Source organism: Streptomyces sp. NPDC001135 (genome assembly GCF_053598395.1).
The window spans coordinates 103,272-125,649 of the sequence record NZ_JBSFKD010000029.1 but is presented as its reverse complement, the minus strand read 5'-3'; the positions used below and the strand labels follow the sequence as shown (position 1 = coordinate 125,649).

Here is a 22,378-nt window from a genome sequence, read left to right as displayed (position 1 = left end):
GTGATCACGTACGTCAACCCGGCGGTCGCGGTGGCGGCGGGCGCGATCTTCCTGAGCGAGCCGCTGACTCCCACGGTCCTGGTGGCCTTCGCCCTGGGCTGCCTGAAGTGCCGGACGGCGGCGGCTCTTGCCGCCTGTGCGGGTCAGACGCAGATACTCAAGGCGCAGACGCCGACGTTGACAGGCAGGACAGTGATACCGAACTGGGTCAGGTAGGTGTTGACGGCCGCAGTCTGCAGGGCGGTGAGCTGGGTGGTGATGGGTGCGTTGACGTTGTTGTCGGCGACGTTGGCCAGGGCGACCTGCAGGTCGCTCAGCTGGGTGCCGCTCAGGACGTTGATGTCGTGGACGTTCACGGTGGTGTTGTCGAGCACGTTGTTGACGGTGATCAGCCCGGAGCAGTTGACCGTGTGGTTGGAGCCGCCGCCCTGGTTGGAACAGGTGTAAGGATGGCTGGTGGCGGGACGCTGCTGCTGCGCCGCGGCGGGTACGACCGCCGCGCCGGTCAGGGCTGCGGCGGTGGCGACTGCGGCGGCGAAACGAGCGAGCTTCACGAACGTCTCCTTCATCCAGGCCACCGGCCTATGCCGACGGCATGTGTGGTGCGGGACGCTGGAAGTCTCCGCCTCCCGGCTCCTTGAGCCCAAGGAGAATTCCGGTACGCCGGCGCTGCCGACGCGAACCTCGCCCTGCGGGGCACACTCGCGCTGGTGGCAGGATGTGCACGGGGCGGATGGTGTGCAACAAGCTGTACGTTGCCTGTCGGCCTCACTGCGGATGCGTGCGGGCAAAGCCCGAGCCTGAAGGGGAAGCCCACCGACAAGACCCCGCCATGCTTGCTCTCTCAATCACGTCCGAAACACCGGAAGTTGCTGAATGCCGGGCTGATGCCGTTGAAGCCCGCTGTCGACTTCCCGAGCAAGCAACGACCGTCCATGAAAGTGTGTGAACCCGGGTGAGTAGCGGGTCAGCAGCACAGGGCCGACCACCGCGCCCTGTGTGTCCAGGGTGAGCATCGAGGCGCCTTGGACGCCGTGGAGTGGCTGGCAGCGGGCGAGGAGCCGGTGGTGCACGGCGGGGAGCGCGGTGACGCGCAGGGTGTGCCCTTGGCCGCGCCGTACGGCCACCTCCTGGTCGAGCGCGGCCCTCTCGACGGCCTCCAGTTCGGTGCTGCGGAGGAAGTCAGCGACCCTGCCCGGCAGGTCCAGGGTGACCGGCAGCTCCGGGGTCGGGACATCCTCCTGCTCGATGGCGGTGCGGTCGGGCAGGAGGTCGGCGACGGCTGTGCGGATGGCGCCGCGGCTGACCTCGTGGTCCCGGGCGAGGGCGGCAATGGAGCGGCCCTCAGGTAGGCGGTGCGTACGTCGGCGTCTTGTCGGCCGAGACGGCGGGGCGGCGGCCGCCCTTGTTGCCCTTGGCCTCGGCGGCTCGCAGTCCGTCGTAGGTCAGCTCGCGCTGGAGGTCGCGCTCCTGCGGCCGGGACACCGCCACCGACCTCGTCCTGCGGGCGTGGGACCGTGGGTACCGAGTCCTGGCAGACGTCCGGCCCGCCGCTACGGGGGAAAGCTACGGGCCGGACGGCCCCACGATGACACACATACCCCGCACCAGGAACCGATTTGCTCCGCCCCGGGCACTCCCACACGACCGGCTCAGACGATCGACGAGCCTTTCCGCCTGACGAGATCAGCTGATGGCGTCGGCGAGGGTCTTGCCATGTTCGGTGACGAGGAGTCGGCGGGTGTCGGGGGTGGCGGGTTCGGTGTCCCAGCGGTGCAGGCGGGGCAGTTCGGGGGGCGGGGAGGGTGCGCTGCGTGTAGCGCCACAGGTGCGGCGTATCGGGCACGCGCCTGCCAGTCCTCATCGCTGAGCAGAGGATGCACGGGGTCTGTGGCCGGAGCGCGCCAGCTGGATCAAGTGGCCCGAACGCTACTCAGCCCCAGGTCTCGCCGTTGACCAGGGCAGGGCCGAAATGCCGGGTGGCGATGGACGCGAGGGGCGGAAGCGGACCGTCGTCGATCGCGAGTTTGAAGGTGTGTACCAGGCACGTGCGCACAGGGTGCACCGGTCCATGGGGTTTCCAGCCGTCGTTCGTGGACAGGGGTCGGTTCTGCGGGTGGGCCAGGGCGAAGGCAACGAGCATCGTGCGCTTGTCCTCGTGCTGGAAGTAGTCGACGATCGCGCGGTTGGTGAAGTCGAGGTGGCAGAAGACGACCGCGACGTCCTCGTTCCCGTACGGGGCCCGCTCCAGGGCCGGCAGCACGTCGAGAATCGCCTCGCCACGGGCCAGCAGACGGGCTCTCTCGTGCGAGTCGCCCCACGGCGGCGGATCATCGTCCCGCAGGCCTTCGGGGGACTCCTCAGAATGCAGGACGGTACCGATCTCAGGGTCGTCCCAGCGTGCCTGTCCACTGACGCTCCCCCAATTCAAACTCGCGTTGACACACAGCTCGCCCGCCAGCAGCGCCCAGGGCGTGCACACCACACGCTCGCGTGCCAGGTCGACCACGAGCTGACCGAACTCTGTCCGTGACAGCAGAGTCGGCTCGGCAGGCGCAATGAAGGCATCCGTCCATATCCCCATGCAACGTGGTCTACAGGCAAGACACCGACGAAGACCAACGAAAAACACCGCGACCGGACGCCGACCGCGACGCGGTGATGCTGCTATGTGCACGGGTGATGCGATCCTTCTCCGGTTTTTTCCCCTGGCCGCAGCGGGTTTTGGCGCCTGTCCGGGGCACGTCGCTGGGCGAGTCCCACAACTCGTGAGCGTGCGGAGCGCGCGTCCCGGTGGGCGCGGAGCGGCCAGACGGGCACGCGGCGAGGCGGGAGGGCGCGCTTCGCGCGCCCCGGCCAGGCGAGAACTGATGCTGCGCCCCGCTCTGCCGCGCCTGAGGCAGCTGCCGCGCCCACCTTAGGGTCAGCGTATGAACATCGACATTGAGGAGTGGGCACAGCAGGGTCGTCCAGCCATTCGCGACATGATCGACGCGCTTGGCGGGGACCTGGCCGCCTTCGACCACGATCCCCTCTCGGCAATGCCCCTCATCGACGACTTCCTCCTACGTACACCGTGGGAACAGTTCGAACTGGATGACTGGGTCTGGCTTCACGCGCAGCTGGTCGCCTTCGTCGCCGAAGTCCTTATCCACCACTACGACGGAACGTGGAAGGCTGTCCCAGCACCCGAAACACCTCCCGGCTGGAGACCAGTCATCGAACTCCTCGGACCGGACCAGCGGTTGCGACACGTAGCCGTCGTCGACCTAGTGCACGAGGAACTGCACCCCGTTCCCCAGCGAATACCACGCCTCATCGAGCGTGCCGCCGCCCTCGCCGGTCATGGCCCCGAGCACTGACCCGCCCCCCAACCAGCACCGTGCAGCCTCAGGTCAGCGGGCGCAGGTCGGCTGGGCAAGAGGTGTCGCAGGCCGGTCGCAGCACCGAGGTGGGACGGCACACCCGGCTTGTGGTTCCAGGCTCGCGTGTTGACGACGTCGGCCGCCTGGGCAGGCTGGAATGCATGGGAGGCGTTACGCACCGCGAAGCGGTCATGGCACTCGCCGCGCAGGCCAAGGACGTGGCATGGGCTCCTGACGGCACGCCCTGGAAGCGGTTCTTACGAGCGATCAGCGGTGGCCGATGGGGCCGCCGGCCCACCGGCTGGACTGTGATCCGGCTGGATGCGCCCTGGCAGGACACTCCCTCCTCGGAACGGCCCGGTTGGAGGGAGCGCGCCGCGAACCTCGCCGGCGACGTCGCCTTCGCCGTCGACTACACCATCTGCGCCCACTGCCGGCTCGGGTATGTCGAACAGCCCTACCACCGTGGAGAAGTACCAACGGTGCGGACTGGCCACCACGGCCCTGGAGGCGCTACGCCACAAGCGCCCCGGCCCGTCCTGGCACACCCTGGGCGACCACTTCCAAGACTCCCGAGCCTTCTGGACGGCAGTGGGCAAAGGCGTGCCGGGCAGCTATCAGCAGCGCGACACCTGCCCACACATACCCGAAGGATGAGTCCGGCTCGGCTTGTGCACCCGTCGGCGCCTGCGCTGGCGCCCTCGAGCAGCGCAGCGGACATGGGCCCGCTCGCGGCGGCCCTGCACGCGCGGGTGATCTTTCCCGGGTCCGGCCCCATGCCTCGCACCTCGGTGCCTAACGTCGTCCCACTAGCTTTCAACGGCACGAGGACGGGGAAGCGCATGCGTGGTGGGAAGCCGCTGCTCGAGGCACTGCGGGTCCTGCGCGACCATCAGGAGGTAGCCGAGCGTGGCTGGGTGCTGTTCGGCGCGCTGCGCCCCGACCATCACGAGGCAGTGGAGGCCGCGGCCGGGCAGGGCCTGGTCTAGTTGGCCGATCCGGTGATGCGTGAGGAGTTGTCCGCCCACGAAGGAAGGCCCGTCGTCTGGGCAGCCCGGCTCACGGGGCACGGCCGGGATGCCCTGCTCTACGCAGAGGCCAGCCCCACTCCCGAGCACCGGCCCGAGGGACCCGCCGTCGGCCAGCGCCTGGTGGAGCTTCGCCGCTCGCAGATGGACGCACTGCGCGTGTACGTGCACCTCGGAGCCCGGCTGCACGTGCCGCCGGCCGAGGGCCTGGCGGAGCGGGTGCGTACAGCGCGCCAGCCCGGCAATCGGTGGGTTCTGTACCTGGACGAGGACCAGATCGAATCAGTGGCCTACGCCCTCCACCTGCGCTCAGTAGGAGGCTCGGTCGCGGAGGCCAACCACTTCGCACGTCAATACGGTGTCACCTTCCGCCCGGACCGATCGACAGGCAGCCTGCAACCGACCCGACTGCCTTGAGATCCGACGGCCGACCCGCGGGCTCAGGACCCCGGCGGGGCCGGGGTCGGGCGCTTCGGGCATGGGCGACGGTCGATGCCGAGCCGGAAGACATACCGGTGCGGGGACCGGCGTGCCTCACGTTCCGCGCGCCGACCGCGAGCAAGGCGTCCCGCAGCCAGAGCACCGGGTCGATGCCAGCCCGCAGCACGGGCGCGCCGAGCCGGATGAGCTGTGCAGCGGCGTATTCGTGGCCCTACCCGGCCCTGATTCAAGCCCGCGTACACAGCGCTGTTGCCCCGACGGTGTTATGGGGCCAGAGCCACGCCAACCAGCGTCTTCACCGGCCCGTCCGCGCGGAGCATCGAGTTGGCGAGCTTGAACAGCGTCCGCCCACGCCGTCAGACACGCGTATAACTCCGTCCTGAAGTGTGACAGCAATCCGAACGGCTCCTGCCGGAGGTTGCGATGCAGCAGACTCACCCCTGGCGGTCTTCGACGATCCGGTGCCTCTGTGACAGCACAAGATCGAGTGGAGGCCGCCCTCACGTCCGGTGCATCCCCTTATTGAGTGATCAAGTTCGAGGGACCATTCGACCAGCTTTGTGGCGAGGCAAGCTCAAGCTCGCCAGCGTTGTGTGTAGCCCTCCCTCAGTGGTCCACCGAGAACGTCGAGTACCTGCTCAGCGGCCACCGCCAAAGGGGTGGAGTCCGCGTGTTCGGCCACGGCCCGATGGCCATCCAGCAGGGCCTTGCCCCGTACCGGATCTGCACTCAGCAGCCTGCGGGGCAGCCACTTACCGATGCCCGTCCAGCCACCGTGGTGGGCGATGAGAAGGTGTGCCGCTTCACGCAGGGTGAAGTCCGCGAGGGAGAGCTGTTCATACCGCTCGGTCGGCGAAGTATCCGTCAGATCGTCCATGAAGCAGGTGAGGACGTAGCGTCCGCGTTCCCACTCCCCTGGAGTGAGCGGCGGAGGGCCAGCCGCCAGTACTGCTCGCGCCTGCTCGCGCGTATGGGCCAGATGACCGTGGGGGTCAGCCAGGGACAGACCCTGGTCGTAGATGAAGAGAACGGTGCCCCGGCGGAGGACTCTGTCTCTCTCGAAGTGTTCTGGAGCGTCCGCGAGGGTATGGAGGAAGAGCTCGGCCAGGCGGTCGCCATGGCGTACCACCTCGCGACGGCTGGTGTCCCCGCCCGGGAGGAGGACGGCGACGTCCAGATCGCTGGTTGGGGTAGCAAGGCCCTGGGCGGCCGAGCCGCCGAGCATGGCACCCAGAGCGTGCGGGAAACGGTCCCTGATCAGGTCCAGAGCTTGGGTGGCCGGATTAACTTGACCATTCATGGGTGATCATCGTGCCAGCCCCCAGACAAGTGTTCCAGCGGCCGCCTCGTGCTGCCGCTACGACCGACGAGCTTGAGCCAAGCGAGGGGTCAAAGACATTGAGGTTATCGGCACCTCTCGGCAGGGGTGGTCCGGCCACACTCTCAACAGCCGACCGGGCCAACCCCCCTCGCTGGTGCTGGTCAATGTGACCTCCCCCCCGCGAGGTCACGAGTCCACCAGGTAGGCCTTCTCGCTCATCATCAGCGGCGCATCGGCAGGCTCCTTGATGTAGGGGCCGCGCCAGATCACGCGGTGTGCGATGCTCCCTGGGATGCTGGATCGCCTGCCACACCTTCTGCCGTGTCAGAGCCCAAAGCGCCCAGGCCACCCAAAGCACCAGGCCGATCCACAGCCAGAGGAACGGGGTGAACTGGGATGCCTTGGTTTGCTGCGAAAAGTCAACGGTGCTGGGTGACGTGTCCACGTCCCTAGATATCTACGTCCAGGAGTCCGTGGAACCGCAGCCCAGCGAGCACGAGCTGGCATCCGCCTTCGCCCGAGCGGCAGGTGCCGTGGTGCTCTTTCCCGCCGAGTCAGTGCCGGTGAGCGCGTACTGGCTGGCCACGGAGGACGAACTAGTCACACGAGCACGTCTTTACGAGCCTGACGATGAAGAACCCCGCTTCAGGATCGACAGCATCGAGGCTCCCGTCGCGTGGCTTCCTCATGTCACCGTCGCGCGCATCCCCAAAGTGGTCCGCGAATTGCAGATCGCCGCCCCGGTTGCCGATACCTTCGATGCTCACTTGGGCCGCATGCACCCGGATGAGGCCGGCGTCTTGGGGACGCCGCTGTCGGTGACGTACCGGATCGCATCGAGCATCACGCGGTGGCAGTAGCCTTCCGGCTGCCCGCCGCGGCCCTCCAGCCAGGCCGGTGCCGGCATCGCGTCCCGCACCACCTGCCACTCCGCGTCCGTCATGTCCGACGGAGTTGGACGAGACGGGGACCGTCGCGCAAGACTCGAGTCGTCGCCAACCCGAGCTGCCAAGGGGCCCTGTACTCAGGCATCCCCCCGGCCAAGATCACCCGACCAAAGACCGTGTTCGATCAGAACCGTCCTCGTGATCGATAGAAGGTACGCGACCATTGGTACGCCCCTCGGCCTGAAGCGGCGCTGCGCGTACCGTCAGTCGGTGCAGGTAGCGGTGGCGGGCGTCGGACGACCGCAGACCCCATGCCAGCAGCAGGCCGGTGGACAGCGCTGTCACGTGGCCGACGGGAGTGACCCCCAGCGTGGTCAGGCCGCTCGTGATGTGCGGTGCGCGCACCGCGAGCGCGGCGAGCGCGGTCCATCGGTGCCACCGCCGGGCCCCCGCTGCCACCACGGCGGCCAGGGCCGCGACGATCACGTAGGACGGGCCGACGTCCAGCGTCGCACGCAGCGCCGGGTCGGCTTGGCCCGCCGCGATCCGCGCTGCCAGCAGCCCTTCGCTCACGAGTGTGCCGAGGACTTGGCCGGCCGCGATCAGCGCGACCGCCCGCATGTTGCCGAACCGGATGACGAGAAACGCCAGCATGGCCCCGGCCAGGGCGATGCTGCGCAGACAGGCCCAGGGATCGGCGCCGAACAGGAAGGCGGAGGCGATGAGCGCCTCCACAGGATGATCACCCATATTGGCCAGGTTGGTCGAAGCCCAGGCGTTCACCGCGTGATCACCGCCGTACGTCAGGGACGACGCGCCGGCGAGCAGGGCGAAGCCCCAGGGCACAGGGGAAAGCCATCGGCGGGCGGGGGTCCGGGAGAGTTCCATGTGGCCGACCCTGGCAGCGGGTGCCCGCCCCGCGGATCTGGCCACGGAATGACCGGCTGATCTCTGTCTCTGGACAGAGGCGAATGATCGCCCTCCCGGCTACGGTCGGATGCGTGCGAGGCATGATGGTGAGACGTGAAGCGGTGTCCTCCGCCAGGGGACTGACGCCGGCCCAGCTGATCGGGCTGGACGTGCTGTTGGCCATGGTCCTGATGGCGTGGAACGCCTTGTGGTGGACGCTTGGCACGCACCGCACGGACTGGCCGGCATGGCAGGCCGTGCTGACGTGCTCGTTGGTCTTGGCTGTCGCCGTCCGGCGGCTGCTGCCCCTGCCGGCACTGGCGGTGGCGTCGGTGACGATGGCCACCGAGGCCGCGGTCGGCCTGTCGGGGATCCTGGCGACTGCCTTGCTGGTGTACGAGGTGACGGTCACCCGGCCCGCGCGTGTCGCGGCGTACGCGGGCGCAGTGGCAGGCGCCGCACAACTCGCCTTGATGATCCCTCTGCAGGGCATAACAGTGCACTCCTGGGGGTGGCCGGGGCATCGTCGAGGCCGCCGCCTGGGCGATCGGATGGTCCACCAGACAGGGCCGCGCCTACACCCGAGGCCTGGTCGAGCAGGCCGAAGAGCGGGCACAGCTCCTCCTTGTCGAGGAACGCATGCGCATCGCCCGGGAGTTGCACGACGTCGTCGCGCACAGCCTGAGCATCGTCGCGGTCCAGGCGGGCGTCGGCCACCACGTCATCGGCAGCCGACCTGACGAGGCCGCGAAGTCCCTCTCGGCGATCGAGACGACGAGCAGGGCCGCCCTGGGAGAGCTGCGTTCACTGCTGGGCGTCCTGCGCGATCATGACGGTGCCGAATGGCTGCCCGGCGGCCTGGACGACGTCAACACGCTCCTTGAACAGACCCGACGGGCCGGCGTCCAGGTCGAGCTGACGATCAGCGGTCACCCGCATGCCCTGCCCCCAGGTCTGGACCGAGCCGCCTACCGCATCGTGCAGGAAGCCCTGACCAACGTCGTCAAGCATGCCCGCACCAGCCACGCCCGGGTGACGGTCGCCTACGCGCCGGGCGAGGTCGCTCTCACGGTCGTCGATGCCGGAGCCGGCCGCACGACCACCCCCATCACCGAGGGCCACGGCCTGACCGGCATGAAGGAACGAGCCGCCCTCTACGGCGGCGAGGTCCACGCGGGCCCGCTCGCGCCGCACGGCTTTCGCGTCACCGCCCGTCTGCCGTACGCCACGGATGAGCGAACAGCCCGGTTCCGCGTGGGCGTGGGCGCTGATCTGGAGAGCTCATGACGGTACGGGTCGTCGTGGTGGACGACGAGACGCTGGTGCGTGCCGGGTTCCGTGTGCTGATCGAGTCGGAAAACGATCTTCAGGTCGTCGGCGAGGCGGCCGACGGCATCCAGGCGGTCAGGGTGATCCGCGAACTGCGCCCCGATGTAGCCCTGATGGACATCCGGATGCCCGGGCTCAATGGCATCGAGGCCATCCGCACGCTGCTCGGTGGCCCGTCTCCGGTGCCCGTCCACGTCCTGGTGCTCACCACCTTCGACCTGGACGAGTACGTCTTCGAGGCGCTCCGCGCAGGCGCCGCGGGCTTCCTCCTCAAGGACACTCCACCCGCACGCCTGATCGACGCCGTGCGGGTGATCGCCGCCGGGGAGTCGCTGCTGTCACCCGGCGTCACCCGCAGGCTCATCGAGACCTACGTCCGCCGCCCCGGCTACCCCAGCCCGGTCACCCATGCCCTGGACGGGGTGACCGGCCGCGAGCGTGACGTACTGGGTCTGATCGCACGTGGCCTGTCCAACAACGAGATCGCAGCTGAGCTGTATCTGACCGTTGGCACGGTCAAAACCCACGTCAGCCATCTGCTGACGAAGCTGGGGGCCAGGGACCGGGCCCAACTCGTCATCGCCGCCTACGAAAGCGGACTGGCAGGACCCGCACATCGTTGAAGCAGGACGAGCAGGACCCAGTCGTTGGGCCAAAGTTCCAGGCCTCGGCCGGTGCGATCCACACGAGGCACGACGGCCCAGCCACCCACGGATGGGGCAATCGGCTTGACGCCCGTCCCGGCGAGCCGGACGTACCCCAGCCCGACGCCCTTCGCAACCTTCGTGCTGCACCGGAGGTCCTGCTTTCATGCGCCCGCCCGACCAGGGATCCCGTTCGATCAGAACCGTCCTCATGATCGATAGGGCAACGGCTTCTCAGCTTGACTCTGTCGGGGATCTTGGAGTTTCGCAGTGCGGGTGCATGGTCAACGGGCATGCTCGGGTAGTTCCGCCGACCGACGTAGCTGTCGAGGTGCCCGTTGTCCCTTCGCCCCCGTTCCGGTGAGCAAGTCCCGCCTCTGGCTGCGCAGGTTGCGCGGGCGAACAACCCGGGTGGTACGACGGCGATATGGGTGCGTGACCGGCTGGATGGGCTGTGGTGTGACGAGGACTTCGCCGACTGGTACCCCCGGGATGGGCGGCCGGGTCTTTCGCCTGCTCAACTGGCCACCGTCTGCGTGCTGCAGTTCCTGCTCGGCCTGTCGGACCGGCAGGCCGCCGAGGCGGCCTTGCCACCGGAAGTGACACCGCCCCTGCCGCCGGGTCAGGAAGCTCCTCGCCGTACCGCTCCACCAGGGACCGCTTCACGAAATACAGGTCCACCAGCCCTCCCCTGGAACGTCACCCACGAGAGAGAAGAGCAGACCAGAGGAAAACGATCTAGAGAACGAAGATCAAACCACTCGTCCGCGGACAGGATCTCGCTCATCGTCTCCCGCGTGATCCCCAGCCGGGACACCACTCCCTCCTGCTCGACAAGAAGAGCCGTCAACCCCTCGGCTGGGCCCCGCAGTTCAGCGATCCGCTCCCGCGGGGCAGACTCCCGGCGCTCCAGTTCATCCCGCCACGACACCATCGCCGCCTCCCAGCCCCGAAACCTGGACACGACGATCCGGAAAACGATCCCCGGCGGCAACAGCCCACCAAGGCGATCTCACTGCGGGAGAGCTACACCCAAAGCAATTCTGTGCACGCGGGGAACCATCCGGACGACAGGCAACGCGGAGTAGACGCATTGCGAAGCCAGGTGTGGACCGCGTGCTAACGCTACCTCCCCCGGTCACAGACACACTGGGAAGTGCGCTTGCCTGACGGCAGCCCGCGCGCCGATGCACGAACATGCATCGACGTCCTCGTAGATGCTCGCGGGTGCCAGGGCGAGGCGCCCAGAGCGGAGGAGACATTGTCAGTCGAGCCTGCATGGAGCCACGCTCCCGGCTGTGGCGGCGTATGCAGAGCTACGCGTGTCGACCAACGCAACAGCCGACGAAGTGGCTCACCAAGGCCACGTGCCAATCAATCACGGAGTATCCATGAAGAATCCAGGAGGACTCTTGAACAAGCTTTCCCGCACCATGCTGGCCGTAGCAGCACCTGTCATCGCGTTGGCTTCAGTGACGGTGGCAGCACCCACGGCCTCGGCTTCTGCGGCATCCGGATGCTTCAATCCGCCGCACCCGGACAAGGATTCGGCCACAGGCCACGTAAACGCAGGCCAAACAGCACCCCTCAGGGTCGGCTTCAACTCCGCCTGCGGAACGGTCGTGACCCTGAAGTCCAACTGGAAGCTCTACTACCACTGCGTCGCGTTCAATGGGTCGAGCTGGTGGACGCATGTCAGGGTCGAAGGAAGCAACCTTGAGGGCTGGGTGTGGGACATGAACCTGAACAATGGCGGCTCCGACAAGGAGTGTTAGGGCCAGGGAGTTGACGCTGTCCGGCTCCTGCCCGTGCCTTCACGTGTTGACGCGTTGGCTCGGGGTGGCGGGTCAGGCGCGCCATCACCCACGCGGTCCGGGCATCCATGCCTGCACCGAAGTCGGCGGCGAGGCGCCGGGCCCGTCACGTCGTGCGCGGAGCGAGCACCCACCGCACGAGCGGGAACCGGACCCGGCCGGTTCCGGCAGTCGGTTGTCCCGCTCCGTCGTGGGAGTCCTCGTAGGCGGGATGAGGGGTGTTCGGGTCGGCCGCGACCGCGAGTCTGGTGACGGGCGCATCACCATGACGCTGCCAGACCGGAGATCACCGGAACGAGCGGTCCCGCTCCGCCGCTGTTGACGCCAGCGACAATCCGACCGTGCTCGACTTCATAGCCCGACCGCAGGTGTTCACGACTCCTGCGGACGCAGGCCCTGCTTGGCACGCTGGAAGTCGCGTGCCGACTCGATCTGCGAGCGAATCCAGTCGCTGTACAGCGCGTCGGGATCGCCGTCCGGCGCCGACAGCATCAGGAACGTGGCGAGCTGGCAGGCGAGGACGGTGACCACCTCTGCGCTTCCCTCGGGCCCCCGCGCCAGGAGCAGGGTCCGCACGTCGTCATCAATGCGGTCCATCACGGCTTCGTCCATCAGGAGGCTGAGCCCGTCGGCCAGGAAGCGGCGGACCAGCGCGATGGCATCACCAAGGCTCTGATCGATCCGGAACTCCTGTCGGGCTGCGCAGCCGGCCTCGAGGATGGCGTGCGACGGGCGTGGACGCTCCGGGATGAGTCCCTGCTTCCTCCATTCCTCGTATGGGGGCGGTCCGGCGGCATCACGCCGGGCCCGGTGGTGATCGGTGGGGTAGCCGGAGGCGGAGCGGCAGGCATGGCCGACACCCGCGCTGCAGGCGGGACACTCCAGGCGCCGGAACCAGGCTCGGGCCCGAACGGACAACTCTCCCGTGTTCGTAAGCACTTCTTTGGGCTCCACTGCATGGAAGAGAAGTGGCTCCACGGCGTAAGAATTGATCTGGCTCCACTCGGTGGGCAGACGGGCGGAAGTCACGATGCGGGGCTTGGCGGGGATGGTGGGTAGGCCCCGTCTCTCCGATCTCACATGGGTTGACCGATGAGTTGGGCAGACCGCCTCGGTCTACTCTCTCGGCAACCGAGTGATCCTGAGAAGGGTGAGGCGAATGGGATACGCAGACGTCAACGGACTGTCCCTGTACTTCGAGGAGCACGGTTCTGGCGCGGGGGAGCCCTTGGTGCTGCTGCATGGTGGTCTCGGGGCGGGCGAGATGTTCGCGTCTGCCCTGCCCGTGCTGGCCGAGCAGCGGCGCGTGATCCTGGTCGACCTGCAGGGGCACGGACGCACGGCGGACATCGGCCGCCCGCTGCGGCCGGATCTGTTGGCGGACGACATTGCCGCCCTGATCAAGCACCTCAAACTGCCGCGGGCGGACGTGATGGGCTACTCCCTCGGGGCGGATGTGGCCCTTCGCACTGCGATCCAACACCCTGCTCTGGTCCGCCGCCTGGTGGTGGTCTCCACCCCGGCCCGGCGGGACGGCTGGTTTCCGGAGGTCGTGGCGGGGATGGACCAGATGAGCGCGGCGGCAGCCGAGCCGATGAAGCAGTCTCCTGTCTACGAGCTGTATGCGCGGCTGGCACCCCGGGTGGAGGACTGGCCGGTACTGATTGGAAAGATCGCCGAGCTGAAGCAGCAGGACTACGACTGGACGTCCGAGATATCGGCTATTACGGCACCAGCTCTGCTGGTCTTCGGCGACGCCGACGCGGTACGACCCGCGCACATGGCGGAGTTTTTCGCCCTGCTCGGCGGCGGCTTGAAGGACGCCGGTTGGGACGGGGCCGGGCGTCCGGCAGCCCGGCTGGCCGTCCTGCCGGGTGTCACCCACTACGACATCCTGGCCTCGCCGTTGCTGGCAGGAGCGGTCCTGCCGTTCCTTGACGCCTCGGCCTGAGGAATCAGAGGCGGCAGGGCGGGGCCGGGTGCCGCGATTGCGTGCAGCCAGCCCCGTCCGGGCCAGTGGAACCACCCGATCGAAGTGGGGTCAAATCAGCGCCCGCCTCGGAATCGACGTCGAAGTCGTCCAACGCAACCCTGGCGTCAAAAGGTTGAAGGTGATCCCCCGACGATGGGTGGTCGAGCGGACCTTCGGCTGGCTAGCGGACCTTCGGCTGGCTGATGCACCACCGCCGTCTCGCACGCGACTACGAGACCCACTCCCACCGCTCCGAAGCCATAATCCACGTCGCGATGATCGACCTCATAAGCCGACGACTCACCCGGCGTCCGCACCGTTGGGGTTGTGCTGGTACCAGCGGCGATTCTGCTCGGACTTGTACGCCCGCCGGGCCTCGGCTTCGGCCTCCTCAGTCCGGCCCAGTATCGCCAGCGCGTTACGCCGGTACTGCGGGAGAGCCTCCTGGACGGTGTGGAGGGCGCCGTACGTGAGCACGGACGCGGTGCCTACCGGGTCGGCCTCCTGGTCGGCCGGGTCCATGGCGCGCAGGTATTCAGCGCGGACGGCCGCGATGTCGCGCTCCAGCCTCGCCCGCACCTCGGCGGTGACGGCGGCGACGTCGCCCGGGTCGGTCAGGTCGGCCGACCCGGTAGCCGCGACCAGCCCAGCCTCTACGATCGCCGCCTCGGTCCGGCGCCGGTAGCCACACGCCTCGCACAACCCGGCCGACCGCTGAAGCCCGCAGTCCTCGCACGGCAAGGCCTGACGGACCGCGTCGGCGGCGGCCGCGGCCTGGCGCTCGCGCTCGGCCTGCCCCTGGGCAGCCGCGCGGGCGGCATCGCGGCGGGCATGCTCGGCTGCGGCAGGTTCGCGCCGCCGGATGTAGTCCTCCGCCTCGATGGCCGCCTGCTCCCGCAGCCGGTCCTCAAGGACCTGGCGCCGCTCGCCCGCGCTCAGGCCGGGCAGCTCCCGGTCGACCTCCGCCGCGATCTTCGCCTGCCGGGCTCGCCGGATGTGCACCACGTTGCCGCAGTTCTCGCACTCGCCGCCGTGTCCAGCCGGATCCCGTCATCGCACCGGCTGTCCGAGCACGGCTGACGGTGTTGCGATCCTCGGTCGCCCCGAAGAGCGACCCGCCAGTCCGGCCTTCCGCATGGCCATCGCGTACAGCTCACCCGGCAGTGAATGGTTCCCCGGCCTTCACCACCTGTCAGGCGACTGCGGTTACGTGCCTCACTGGCCAGTCGACTGTCCGCTGCCCTGCGGCCAGCCTCTGTCCTGTCCGGCTCCGACACTGCCTTGCGCCGCAGGGCTCGGCAGCCTCTGTAGTCCTCTGCGAACCGTTACGCAGGGCCCTGTGCCGAGCGTGTCTTGGCCTCTAGGGCTCAATTGCCCTGGCAGGCGCGCTGTGCTTGGCTCCTTCTCGCTTGTACCGGTGTCACTGCCAGCCACTAGAGTTCTGGGCCCGGTCCGTGTCGCCTCGTTCGGGTACGACGCCGGCCACGACCTGGACGCGGTGTCGGGCGCGCGGGGCGTGCCGCTGTACAGGGGGAATGGTGGGGTGGTCTGTGCTCCCCGCAGGCGCGGGGATGGTCCCACAGCGGCCTGTGTCATGTAAGTCGTGAGAAAGGGATCGGTGGCGCGGTAGAAGTGCAGGTCAGGGAGTGTGCTCCCCGCGCTCGCGAGGATGGTTCCTCCAGTGCGGAGCCTTTGGTGTCGGTGCAGATCCGCTCCCAGCGCCACGCGTCGTGATGAGAGCCGGCGGTGCATCCGTCGGTCGATAACTGCATTGGGAAAGAAGGGCTCCTGTCCTTCGTGAAGGGTTGTCCCGCATTGCCCTGGAGTGAGCGGCTGACCCGGCCAAGGCCGTACTGTTCACCTGACGACCAGTTGCGCCCTTGGTCGAGTCGCGGGCCCCTGTCGATGCCGACGGGGCCGAAGTCCGGCTCGATCAGTGGCCAGGCTCATGGAGGTCGATTCCATCGCGTGGACCGAAGTTGTGGTGGCCCTGCCCGGGACGGCACTCTTTCAGCCTCCTGCATCGGAGCAGTCGCTGGCCCGCTGCGCTACGGTCCTCGGCCATTCATTGCCTGCGGACCTCGCAGCCCTCCTCCGGGAGAGCAACGGCATCGAGGGCGAGTACGGCGACGGGCTCATCTGGTCTGCTGCGCGCATCGCCTCCGAGAGCCAGACCCTTCGCGCGGATGCCGAGCTCGCCACCTTGTACATGCCGTTCGATCCGCTGCTCTTCTTCGCGGACGCGGGAAACGGGGACTTGTTCGCACTCCTCCCCAGGATCAACCGGCCCGACGTCTTCGTCTGGAACCACGAAAACGATAGCCGTACCTGGGTGGCGCCCAGCCTGGCCAAGTACCTCGAATGGTGGCTGATGGGGAAGATCAAGCTATAGCGCCACCCTCATGACCACCCGGTCATCAATGAGATGATCTTGGCGTGAGTGGTGCGATCACGGCGTCGGAACTGTCCTGGATAGCCCCCTTCACCGGGCTGAGCCCGCGGGACTTCCGCAAGCTGATGACGGCGCTGAGGTGCGAGGGCCGCCGACACCGTACGACCGGGCCGGCCTTGGACCGTCTCGCTGGAGGACCGGGTCTTGCTGGTCGCGACCTACTGGCGAACCAACCTGACACTGCGGCAGCTCGCGCCGCTGTTCGGAGTGTCCAAGTCGGCGGCCATCCGGATCATCGACCACATCGGCCCGCTCCTGGCGCTCAAGCCCCGCCAGCGGTTCCGCAAGGACACCGTGCTGATCGTGGACGGCACCCTGGTTCCCACCCGAGACCACACCATCGCCGAGCAGTCCAAGAACTATAGGTACTCCACCAACCACCAAGTGGTCATCGACGCCCACTCCCGCCTGGTCGTGGCGGTCGGCAGACCTCTGCCGGGCAACCGGAACGACTACAAGGCATGGGAGGAGTCCGGCGCCAAAGAAGCTGTCGGCCTGACCACCACGCTCGCCGACGGCGGCTACCCGGGGACCGGCCTAGTCATCCCGCACCGACGCCCCAAGGGCGGCGAACTCGCCGAGTGGCAAGCCGAGCACAACCGCGAGCACGAACAAGTCCGAGCCCGTGTAGAGCACGTCTTCGCCCGGATGAGGACCTGGAGATCCTGCGCGACTGCCGCCTCAAGGGCGACGGATCTACCAGGCGTACACCCCGGAAATAGACCTGCCGGCCCGGGAGGGCCGTTTCCCGGCGGTGTGGAAGCGGGACCGTATGACATGGGTCATCAAGCCGCGTCGGCACCCTCTTTCCGCGGCTGCACGCCGACGGGAACGGGAAGGCGGACACGCCCACCGGTGAGTGGCACGGGTGGGCGTGCTCGCACGTCACCGGGTTGCTGTGCCGAGCAGGCGTCCATCGGTCGGGCCTGCATCGTTGCCTACGGGGTCTGCGTTTCGGCCCCATCTCCACGGCACAAGCTGAAGGACTCCGAACGCCACCTCGACGCCAAAGAACGCCCACAGGAGCCGCGACACACCGTGGGCCAGTGCGTACGCCTGCCATGTCGCGAACAGGGCACGCGCGATGCCGTCGAACAGCCCGTGCTCCGGCAGCGGCCTGACGATGCGCAGAACGGCCCAGACGACCACCACAGAGCCCATCAGATTGGCGAACAGGGTCTGCCACAGGTCGAGTTCGGGCAGAGCGCCGAGCCCGAGTGCGTTGCCGCACGACGACAGAGCGTCGTGTACCAGGGCGTAGGTCCACGGAGTTGCGAATCCGGCTGTGACGGCCAGGTCGTACCAAGCGCTCGCGCGTACGACGCGAAGGTAGGCGGGATGCGCGGGGGTGCGAAGACGGCTCACGGTGAGGCTCCTGCTGGTCTCGTGGCAGCGACGCCTCACGCTAAACAGTGGAGTACGCTCCAAGGTCAAGCCCTACATCCGACGGAGGGGCATGCGCATCGGTGAGCTTGCCGCGCAGGCAGGCATGACCAGAGACACGATCCGCTTCTACGAGAAGATCGGGCTTGTCGCAGGTCGGCGTCTACCCAACGGGTATCGCGACTTCCCGCCCGAGACGGTGGCCTGGCTGCAATACATCCGCACTGCGCAGGCACTCGGATTCTCCCTGGCGGAGATCGCACGGACCGGCGAGAAACTGCGCGAAGCGCCGGACACCGCGGAAGCGCTGTCCACGCTCTTCGAGGAGAAGATTCAGGTCATCGACACCCGTATCGCCGAACTGACCACTCTGCGGGCCGACCTGGCCGCGCGCGTCGGCACTGGATGTCCACTGCGGGCGGCCGACCGGGCCGCCAAAGCCGAAGTCAGAGGCGATCCCGTTCCCACCGATGTGCGTCGACCGACCGAATAGTCGACCGAACAGGTTTGCCGATCCCCAAGGGCATGCACGGGAATGACCGAGAGTGCCGATACTCCCGGCGGCCTGCCAGGACGCACTCCGCGAAAAGAGCTGTGAGCACGGCTTGTCCTGGATCATCAATGGGATCCGCACCGATTCCGCCGGTCTGCCTGTTTCCATCACGGCGCCGGACGGCGCCCGCGCGACCTTCGTACGGGACGCCTTCGGCCGTGTCACCGAGGCCACCGACGCCCTGGGCGCAACACTTCGGCAGGGCTGGACGGTCGAGGGCAAGCCCGCCTGGCGGGAACTACCCGACGGCACCCGGGAGGAGTGGTCCTGGGACGGTGAGGGCAATTTGGTCAGCCACACCGACCGCTTGGGCCGTACCAGCACACACGCCGTCACTCACTTCGACCGCCCTGCTGCCACCCACAGCTCCGACGGGGGCCGCTACCGCCTCACCCACGACACCGAACTGCGCCTGACGGCCGTCACCAACGCCCAGGGCCTGGTGTGGCGGTACAACTACGACGCTGCAGGCCGCCTCATATCGGAGACGGACTTCGACGGGCGCACCGTCAGCTACGAACACGATCCGCTCGGCCGTCTGATACGCCGCACCAACGCAGTGGGGCAATCACTCACCTACGAGCGCGACCCCATGGGTCGTGTCGTCCGCCTGCGCCACGACGATGGCACCACTTCCACGTTCACCCGCAACGTCACCGGCCAGGTCGTCCAGATCACCAACCCTCATGCCCGCATCGACCTCGAGCGTGATCTGCGGGGCCGCATCGTGGCCGAGAGCGTCAACGGCAACACCCTCACTCGTGCCTACGACGCCCTCGGGCGGCCCACCCACCGCCGCACCCCGTCCGGTGCCATCAGCGCCCTCACCTACGACGAGCGAGGTCTGGCCGCCTACACGGCGGGCGAGCACACCTTCCGCTTCGAACGCGATGCGCTGGGCCGTGAGATTGCTCGAACGCTCGGTGACGCACTCACCTTGCAGCAGGACTGGGATCCGGTGGGCCGGCTGGTCCGCCAGTCCCTCGCCGGTGCGCACGACACATTCCTGGAGCGGTCCTTCACCTACCGCGCCGACGGCACCCCGGCCGCCGTTGAGACAATCTCACCGGACGCCGCACCTACAGCCTCGACGACGCCGGCCGGATCACGGCCGTCAGCGCCCGGGGCTGGAGTGAGCGCTACGCGTACAACGCAGCCGGTGACCAGACCCGCAGCGCCCTGCCTGCCGGCGCGCCGGGCCAGGACAGCACCGGGGACCGTGACTACGCCGGCAGCCGCGTCACCCGGGCCGGCCGTACCCGCTACGAGTACGACGTCCAGGGCCGCCTCATCCGGCGCCGTACCACCACCCTGAGTGGAAAGACCCTCACCTGGACTTTCACGTGGGACGCTGAGGACCGCCTCACCCATCTCGAAGCCCCCGGCGACTCCCACTGGGGCTACCTGTACGACGCCCTGGGCCGCCGTATCGCCAAGCAGCGCCTGGACGTCCACGGCCGGATCACGGACGCCACCGCCTTCTGCTGGGACGGGGCCCAGCTGGCAGAACAGCAGAGCAACGGCATCACGCTGGTGTGGGACTACGCGGGCTTGCGTCCGCTGGCCCAGCGCGAGTCCAAGGCGGGCCTCGCGCAGGAAGAGACCGACCGCCGGTTCTTCGCGATCGTCACGGAACTCTCCGGAGCCCCCGGAGAACTCGTCGCCCCCGACGGCTCCCTCGCCTGGCGTGGCCGGAGCGCGGCCTGGGGCGCCACCCAGTCCCATCGCTCGGCCACGGCGTACACCCCGCTTCGCTACCCCGGCCAGTACTTCGACCCCGAGAGCGGACTCCACTACAACGTCAACCGCTACTACGACCCCGACCTGGGCCGCTACGCCACACCCGACCCACTCGGCCTGGCCCCGGCCATCAACCACTACGCCTACGTACCCAACCCGCTCACCCTGGCCGACCCCCTCGGGCTGGCGGGCTGCGACGCCGATCCCACGTGGGGAGGGCGGGTCAAGTGGACCCTCGACGAGCACGGACGTCCCTACGAGATGAACTCCGTCCTCACTCGGGACATGCTGGACGAAGGCACGCACGCCAACCCCTCCATACATCCGCCCGGCTTCCTGGGCGGGGACTACAAACAGGCGCGCGGTCACATGCTGGCCAGGATGCTGGGCGGATCAGGCGACCACCCGGACAACCTGTTCCCTATCACCCAGAACGCGACGAACAGCCCGGAGATGCACGACTGGGAACAGGCCATCTACCACGCCGTCCGTGACGGGGAGATCGTCCGTTACGACGTCTACCTTGAGTACACCGACGACCTGGAGGACTCGGTACCGAAGTACATTCAGCTCGAAGCCCATGGCCACCGGGGCTTCCACCTGGACGTCCCGCTGAAAAATCCAGCTCACGCCCAACAACAGCTACACCGTCAAGGACTCCTGTGACCAGCATCGACCAGCTCACTCACCTGTGCCCACCCCCCGCCGACCCGCCCCCGGTCGACTGGAACGCCGTCGAGGCCACACTCGGATTCCGCCTGCCCGAGGACTACAAACAGCTCGCCGCCCTCTACGGCCCCTGCGCCTTCGCCGGATTCATCCGCGTCTTTCACCCACGCGGCGTCGCTGAATGGGTCAACCTCACCGGACCGGTGCCCACGGCCATGCGCGAGCAACTGCAGAGCGACCAGGTCGCTGGCCGACCCGTCCCTCATGATCCCCGAAGCCTGTTCGTCATGGGCGTGACCGACAACGGGGACCACCTCTTCTGGATCATGGAGCCTGGGGACGATCCAGACGCCTGGCACATCGCCGTCAACGAAGCCCGCGGTCCGCAGTGGTCCACCTTCGACGGAACCCTGACCGAACTCCTCCTCTCCGTCCTGAACGGAGAGACGGACCTACCACAGTTCCCCAACAGCCTCCGACAGGCGGCCACCAGCTTCATCCCATCCACCCCTCAGGTATCAGCCCCCGCCCCCATCGCCACCCCGCTCCCCACTGACACCAACGTCATCCGCGAGTGGGCCCGAGCCAACGGCTACGACCTACCTCCCCGCGGACGCGTCCCCGCAGCGGTCATCGACGCCTGGATCGAGGCCAACGACGCGGAGTGATCTCGGTCGCCATGGACGCCAGGTAGCCAAGTTCTCGGTCTCACCACCAGGCGGGCTCTTTGCGCAGTCGGCCAGATGGCCAGTGGTTCCGTCCAGCACGCGTCGGTGCAGGTTCGGCAGATCACGCCGATGCCTGGAGTTACGCTCGGCCGGGCATGACCGGCAGCTCTGCGCGCGTCTCACGGTCGGCCAGCTCGACCAGGCACTGCCCAGCCGCGCTCAGCTGCCTCCTCATGGTCTCGTACGGCCCTCAGCGCCTCGAGCAAGGTCTTCCTGTTGCGCATACGCCCCCCGCTCTTGCGTTGCTGCACGCTGGTGCCACGACGGTAACGGCCAGCCCGCGAGGTGCAGTGGCCGAACGCCAGAAGATCACCAGCCCATGTGGGGCACACAGGGTACGGCCCACCGTCGGCTGCGCGGGTCCTAACGCAGCTGGGCTGGCCGGCCAGGGGGTGGCCCGGACGGGACATGAACGTGCCTAAGACGTCATCTCAATTGGTGGCTGACGACGTAGATAGTCGCTGGCAGGCGTGCTGTGGGGACAGTTGAATGTCGTGGTGAGTGACTACATCTTGACAACCCCGACCACGTCGACCTCAACGACCGGCTCGCCTTCGAAATGATCCAGGCCTCCGACACCGTCGGCCTCTTCCAGCTGGGTTCTGTGTCAACTCCAGCTGTGTTGCATTCCTTACTTCACCAGCTTCCAGGTCCCGCACCCTTGCGTGGTGAACCGACCGTCGGTTGGTGCGATCGTCACCGTGATCGTCTGCGCGGACGTTGCAAACTGGTTGTCGATGGTGCCCCCGGCCCTTCGTTCCCAGCAGCAGTCCGAGAGGTCCCCAGGCGTGCGATAGGTGCCCGGCGCATCTCCCCGACGACCTCCAACAGATCCTCCTATTTCGGGTGTGCCACCACGAGGTGGCCCAGCAACGGCCCCCGACTGACACGCCCCCGCAGCTCATTGACCGAGCATCGCTCGAATCACCAGCGCCGCCTCCGCCCGCCGCGCGCCGTTGCCCTCTACCGCCAGCAGGGCTGACCCAGGCCACGCACCCTCTCCTGAGGGCAGGGGCATCGTCGTCTTCCTCGGCCCCTGTCATCCCGCCCGCACCCTGGCCGCGCTCCCCCTCTGAGCGCGCGCAGGGCTTCACCCCTCCCGCCGACTGTCACGCCACCCCAGTCGTCCAACTCGCTCGCGCG

General features: G+C 67.9%; 23 protein-coding genes and 4 pseudogenes. 19 read left to right on the top strand and 8 right to left on the bottom strand.

The window, feature by feature from the left end; all coding sequences use genetic code 11:
* A pseudogene (locus tag ACWC94_RS30390) lies at nucleotides 1-96 on the top strand (DMT family transporter); the annotation flags it as partial.
* Nucleotides 97-143: 47 nt separating this feature from the next.
* Here the strand turns inward: ACWC94_RS30390 and ACWC94_RS30385 are convergent.
* On the bottom strand, nucleotides 144-554 hold the full coding sequence (locus ACWC94_RS30385; RefSeq protein ID WP_450800410.1) for a preprotein translocase subunit TatB: 411 nt from the start codon (nucleotides 552-554) through the stop codon (nucleotides 144-146).
* A gap of 471 nt (nucleotides 555-1,025) precedes the next feature.
* On the opposite strand from ACWC94_RS30385, the gene ACWC94_RS30380 reads away from it, so the two are divergent.
* Complete coding sequence (locus ACWC94_RS30380) at nucleotides 1,026-1,352, top strand: hypothetical protein (protein WP_450800409.1); 327 nt, start codon at nucleotides 1,026-1,028, stop codon at nucleotides 1,350-1,352.
* On the opposite strand, the gene ACWC94_RS30375 is transcribed toward ACWC94_RS30380, so the two are convergent.
* Both ACWC94_RS30375 and ACWC94_RS30370 read right to left on the bottom strand, forming a co-directional pair.
* Nucleotides 1,345-1,491 (bottom strand): hypothetical protein, encoded by a 147-nt coding sequence (locus ACWC94_RS30375; RefSeq protein WP_450800408.1) that lies wholly within the window; start codon nucleotides 1,489-1,491, stop codon nucleotides 1,345-1,347. The genes ACWC94_RS30380 and ACWC94_RS30375 overlap by 8 nt on opposite strands.
* A gap of 442 nt (nucleotides 1,492-1,933) precedes the next feature.
* Nucleotides 1,934-2,509, bottom strand: a complete 576-nt coding sequence (locus ACWC94_RS30370) for a hypothetical protein (RefSeq protein ID WP_450800407.1) — start codon at nucleotides 2,507-2,509, stop codon at nucleotides 1,934-1,936.
* 421 nt (nucleotides 2,510-2,930) lie between these two features.
* Here ACWC94_RS30370 and ACWC94_RS30365 point away from each other — a divergent pair, with 421 nt between their 5' ends.
* The 4 genes from ACWC94_RS30365 (at nucleotide 2,931) to ACWC94_RS30350 (ending at nucleotide 4,810) form a co-directional block, all read left to right on the top strand.
* A complete protein-coding gene (locus ACWC94_RS30365) occupies nucleotides 2,931-3,362 on the top strand; it encodes a hypothetical protein (protein WP_450800406.1) in 432 nt (143 codons plus the stop codon).
* 447 nt (nucleotides 3,363-3,809) lie between these two features.
* The gene (locus ACWC94_RS30360) at nucleotides 3,810-4,022 is read left to right on the top strand and encodes a hypothetical protein (RefSeq protein WP_450800405.1); all 213 of its coding nucleotides are present in this window, start codon (nucleotides 3,810-3,812) and stop codon (nucleotides 4,020-4,022) included.
* 185 nt (nucleotides 4,023-4,207) lie between these two features.
* On the top strand, nucleotides 4,208-4,354 hold the full coding sequence (locus tag ACWC94_RS30355; protein ID WP_450800404.1) for a hypothetical protein: 147 nt from the start codon (nucleotides 4,208-4,210) through the stop codon (nucleotides 4,352-4,354).
* Nucleotides 4,355-4,369: 15 nt separating this feature from the next.
* Nucleotides 4,370-4,810 (top strand): DUF6417 family protein, encoded by a 441-nt coding sequence (locus ACWC94_RS30350; protein WP_450800403.1) that lies wholly within the window; start codon nucleotides 4,370-4,372, stop codon nucleotides 4,808-4,810.
* Nucleotides 4,811-5,408: 598 nt separating this feature from the next.
* Here the strand turns inward: ACWC94_RS30350 and ACWC94_RS30345 are convergent.
* Complete coding sequence (locus ACWC94_RS30345) at nucleotides 5,409-6,134, bottom strand: nucleotidyltransferase family protein (RefSeq protein WP_450800401.1); 726 nt, start codon at nucleotides 6,132-6,134, stop codon at nucleotides 5,409-5,411.
* A gap of 407 nt (nucleotides 6,135-6,541) precedes the next feature.
* On the opposite strand from ACWC94_RS30345, the gene ACWC94_RS30340 reads away from it, so the two are divergent.
* Nucleotides 6,542-7,015: a hypothetical protein gene (locus ACWC94_RS30340; RefSeq protein WP_450800400.1), complete on the top strand. Its 474-nt coding sequence runs from the start codon at nucleotides 6,542-6,544 to the stop codon at nucleotides 7,013-7,015.
* Nucleotides 7,016-7,201: 186 nt separating this feature from the next.
* Here the strand turns inward: ACWC94_RS30340 and ACWC94_RS30335 are convergent, their stop codons facing one another.
* On the bottom strand, nucleotides 7,202-7,930 hold the full coding sequence (locus ACWC94_RS30335) for a rhomboid-like protein (RefSeq protein WP_450800399.1): 729 nt from the start codon (nucleotides 7,928-7,930) through the stop codon (nucleotides 7,202-7,204).
* Between the two features lie 660 nt (nucleotides 7,931-8,590).
* On the opposite strand from ACWC94_RS30335, the gene ACWC94_RS30330 reads away from it, so the two are divergent.
* The 3 genes from ACWC94_RS30330 (at nucleotide 8,591) to ACWC94_RS30320 (ending at nucleotide 11,699) form a co-directional block, all read left to right on the top strand.
* Nucleotides 8,591-9,238: a sensor histidine kinase gene (locus tag ACWC94_RS30330; protein WP_450800397.1), complete on the top strand. Its 648-nt coding sequence runs from the start codon at nucleotides 8,591-8,593 to the stop codon at nucleotides 9,236-9,238.
* Nucleotides 9,235-9,903 (top strand): response regulator, encoded by a 669-nt coding sequence (locus tag ACWC94_RS30325; protein ID WP_450800396.1) that lies wholly within the window; start codon nucleotides 9,235-9,237, stop codon nucleotides 9,901-9,903. Before ACWC94_RS30330 ends, ACWC94_RS30325 begins: the two co-directional genes overlap by 4 nt.
* 1,433 nt (nucleotides 9,904-11,336) lie before the next feature.
* A complete protein-coding gene (locus ACWC94_RS30320) occupies nucleotides 11,337-11,699 on the top strand; it encodes an SH3 domain-containing protein (protein WP_450800395.1) in 363 nt (120 codons plus the stop codon).
* 411 nt (nucleotides 11,700-12,110) lie between these two features.
* Here the strand turns inward: ACWC94_RS30320 and ACWC94_RS30315 are convergent, their stop codons facing one another.
* A complete protein-coding gene (locus ACWC94_RS30315) occupies nucleotides 12,111-12,716 on the bottom strand; it encodes a zinc finger domain-containing protein (protein ID WP_450800394.1) in 606 nt (201 codons plus the stop codon).
* A gap of 181 nt (nucleotides 12,717-12,897) precedes the next feature.
* On the opposite strand from ACWC94_RS30315, the gene ACWC94_RS30310 reads away from it, so the two are divergent.
* Complete coding sequence (locus ACWC94_RS30310) at nucleotides 12,898-13,689, top strand: alpha/beta fold hydrolase (RefSeq protein ID WP_450800393.1); 792 nt, start codon at nucleotides 12,898-12,900, stop codon at nucleotides 13,687-13,689.
* Between the two features lie 100 nt (nucleotides 13,690-13,789).
* A pseudogene (locus ACWC94_RS30305) lies at nucleotides 13,790-14,015 on the top strand (IS5 family transposase); the annotation flags it as partial.
* Here the strand turns inward: ACWC94_RS30305 and ACWC94_RS30300 are convergent.
* Entirely contained in the window at nucleotides 14,011-14,715 is a 705-nt protein-coding gene (locus tag ACWC94_RS30300) for a hypothetical protein (RefSeq protein ID WP_450800418.1), read from the bottom strand. The pseudogene ACWC94_RS30305 and the gene ACWC94_RS30300 overlap by 5 nt on opposite strands.
* A gap of 943 nt (nucleotides 14,716-15,658) precedes the next feature.
* Between ACWC94_RS30300 and ACWC94_RS30295 the strand changes: the two genes are divergently transcribed.
* From ACWC94_RS30295 to ACWC94_RS30285, 3 genes and pseudogenes are all read left to right on the top strand, one after another.
* A complete protein-coding gene (locus tag ACWC94_RS30295) occupies nucleotides 15,659-16,102 on the top strand; it encodes an SMI1/KNR4 family protein (RefSeq protein WP_450800392.1) in 444 nt (147 codons plus the stop codon).
* Between the two features lie 44 nt (nucleotides 16,103-16,146).
* Nucleotides 16,147-16,884, top strand: a pseudogene (locus tag ACWC94_RS30290) (transposase).
* A pseudogene (locus ACWC94_RS30285) lies at nucleotides 16,836-16,955 on the top strand (DUF4291 family protein); the annotation flags it as partial. The pseudogenes ACWC94_RS30290 and ACWC94_RS30285, both read left to right, overlap by 49 nt.
* Nucleotides 16,956-17,047: 92 nt before the next feature.
* Here the strand turns inward: ACWC94_RS30285 and ACWC94_RS30280 are convergent.
* Complete coding sequence (locus ACWC94_RS30280; RefSeq protein ID WP_450800391.1) at nucleotides 17,048-17,527, bottom strand: hypothetical protein; 480 nt, start codon at nucleotides 17,525-17,527, stop codon at nucleotides 17,048-17,050.
* A gap of 91 nt (nucleotides 17,528-17,618) precedes the next feature.
* On the opposite strand from ACWC94_RS30280, the gene ACWC94_RS30275 reads away from it, so the two are divergent.
* The 4 genes from ACWC94_RS30275 to ACWC94_RS30260 all read left to right on the top strand — a co-directional run bounded on the left by ACWC94_RS30275 (nucleotide 17,619) and on the right by ACWC94_RS30260 (nucleotide 21,175).
* A complete protein-coding gene (locus ACWC94_RS30275; RefSeq protein ID WP_450800390.1) occupies nucleotides 17,619-18,038 on the top strand; it encodes a MerR family transcriptional regulator in 420 nt (139 codons plus the stop codon).
* A gap of 112 nt (nucleotides 18,039-18,150) precedes the next feature.
* On the top strand, nucleotides 18,151-19,413 hold the full coding sequence (locus ACWC94_RS30270; protein WP_450800389.1) for a hypothetical protein: 1,263 nt from the start codon (nucleotides 18,151-18,153) through the stop codon (nucleotides 19,411-19,413).
* A gap of 218 nt (nucleotides 19,414-19,631) precedes the next feature.
* On the top strand, nucleotides 19,632-20,504 hold the full coding sequence (locus ACWC94_RS30265) for an RHS repeat-associated core domain-containing protein (protein WP_450800388.1): 873 nt from the start codon (nucleotides 19,632-19,634) through the stop codon (nucleotides 20,502-20,504).
* A complete protein-coding gene (locus tag ACWC94_RS30260; protein ID WP_450800387.1) occupies nucleotides 20,501-21,175 on the top strand; it encodes an Lsr2 family DNA-binding protein in 675 nt (224 codons plus the stop codon). Before ACWC94_RS30265 ends, ACWC94_RS30260 begins: the two co-directional genes overlap by 4 nt.
* The last annotated feature ends 1,203 nt before the right edge of the window (nucleotides 21,176-22,378 follow it).

Excerpts from the sequence above, each read along its gene's own strand:
- ACWC94_RS30350 (WP_450800403.1), top strand. The coding sequence starts at position 4,370 with ATGCGTGAGGAGTTGTCCGCCCACGAAGGAAGGCCCGTCGTCTGGGCA.
- ACWC94_RS30360 (WP_450800405.1), top strand. The coding sequence starts at position 3,810 with ATGTCGAACAGCCCTACCACCGTGGAGAAGTACCAACGGTGCGGACTG.
- ACWC94_RS30275 (WP_450800390.1), top strand. The coding sequence starts at position 17,619 with ATGCGCATCGGTGAGCTTGCCGCGCAGGCAGGCATGACCAGAGACACG.
- ACWC94_RS30295 (WP_450800392.1), top strand. The coding sequence starts at position 15,659 with ATGGAGGTCGATTCCATCGCGTGGACCGAAGTTGTGGTGGCCCTGCCC.
- ACWC94_RS30310 (WP_450800393.1), top strand. The coding sequence starts at position 12,898 with ATGGGATACGCAGACGTCAACGGACTGTCCCTGTACTTCGAGGAGCAC.
- ACWC94_RS30325 (WP_450800396.1), top strand. The coding sequence starts at position 9,235 with ATGACGGTACGGGTCGTCGTGGTGGACGACGAGACGCTGGTGCGTGCC.
- ACWC94_RS30345 (WP_450800401.1), bottom strand. The coding sequence starts at position 6,134 with ATGAATGGTCAAGTTAATCCGGCCACCCAAGCTCTGGACCTGATCAGG.
- ACWC94_RS30365 (WP_450800406.1), top strand. The coding sequence starts at position 2,931 with ATGAACATCGACATTGAGGAGTGGGCACAGCAGGGTCGTCCAGCCATT.
- ACWC94_RS30335 (WP_450800399.1), bottom strand. The coding sequence starts at position 7,930 with ATGGAACTCTCCCGGACCCCCGCCCGCCGATGGCTTTCCCCTGTGCCC.
- ACWC94_RS30355 (WP_450800404.1), top strand. The coding sequence starts at position 4,208 with ATGCGTGGTGGGAAGCCGCTGCTCGAGGCACTGCGGGTCCTGCGCGAC.
- ACWC94_RS30330 (WP_450800397.1), top strand. The coding sequence starts at position 8,591 with ATGCGCATCGCCCGGGAGTTGCACGACGTCGTCGCGCACAGCCTGAGC.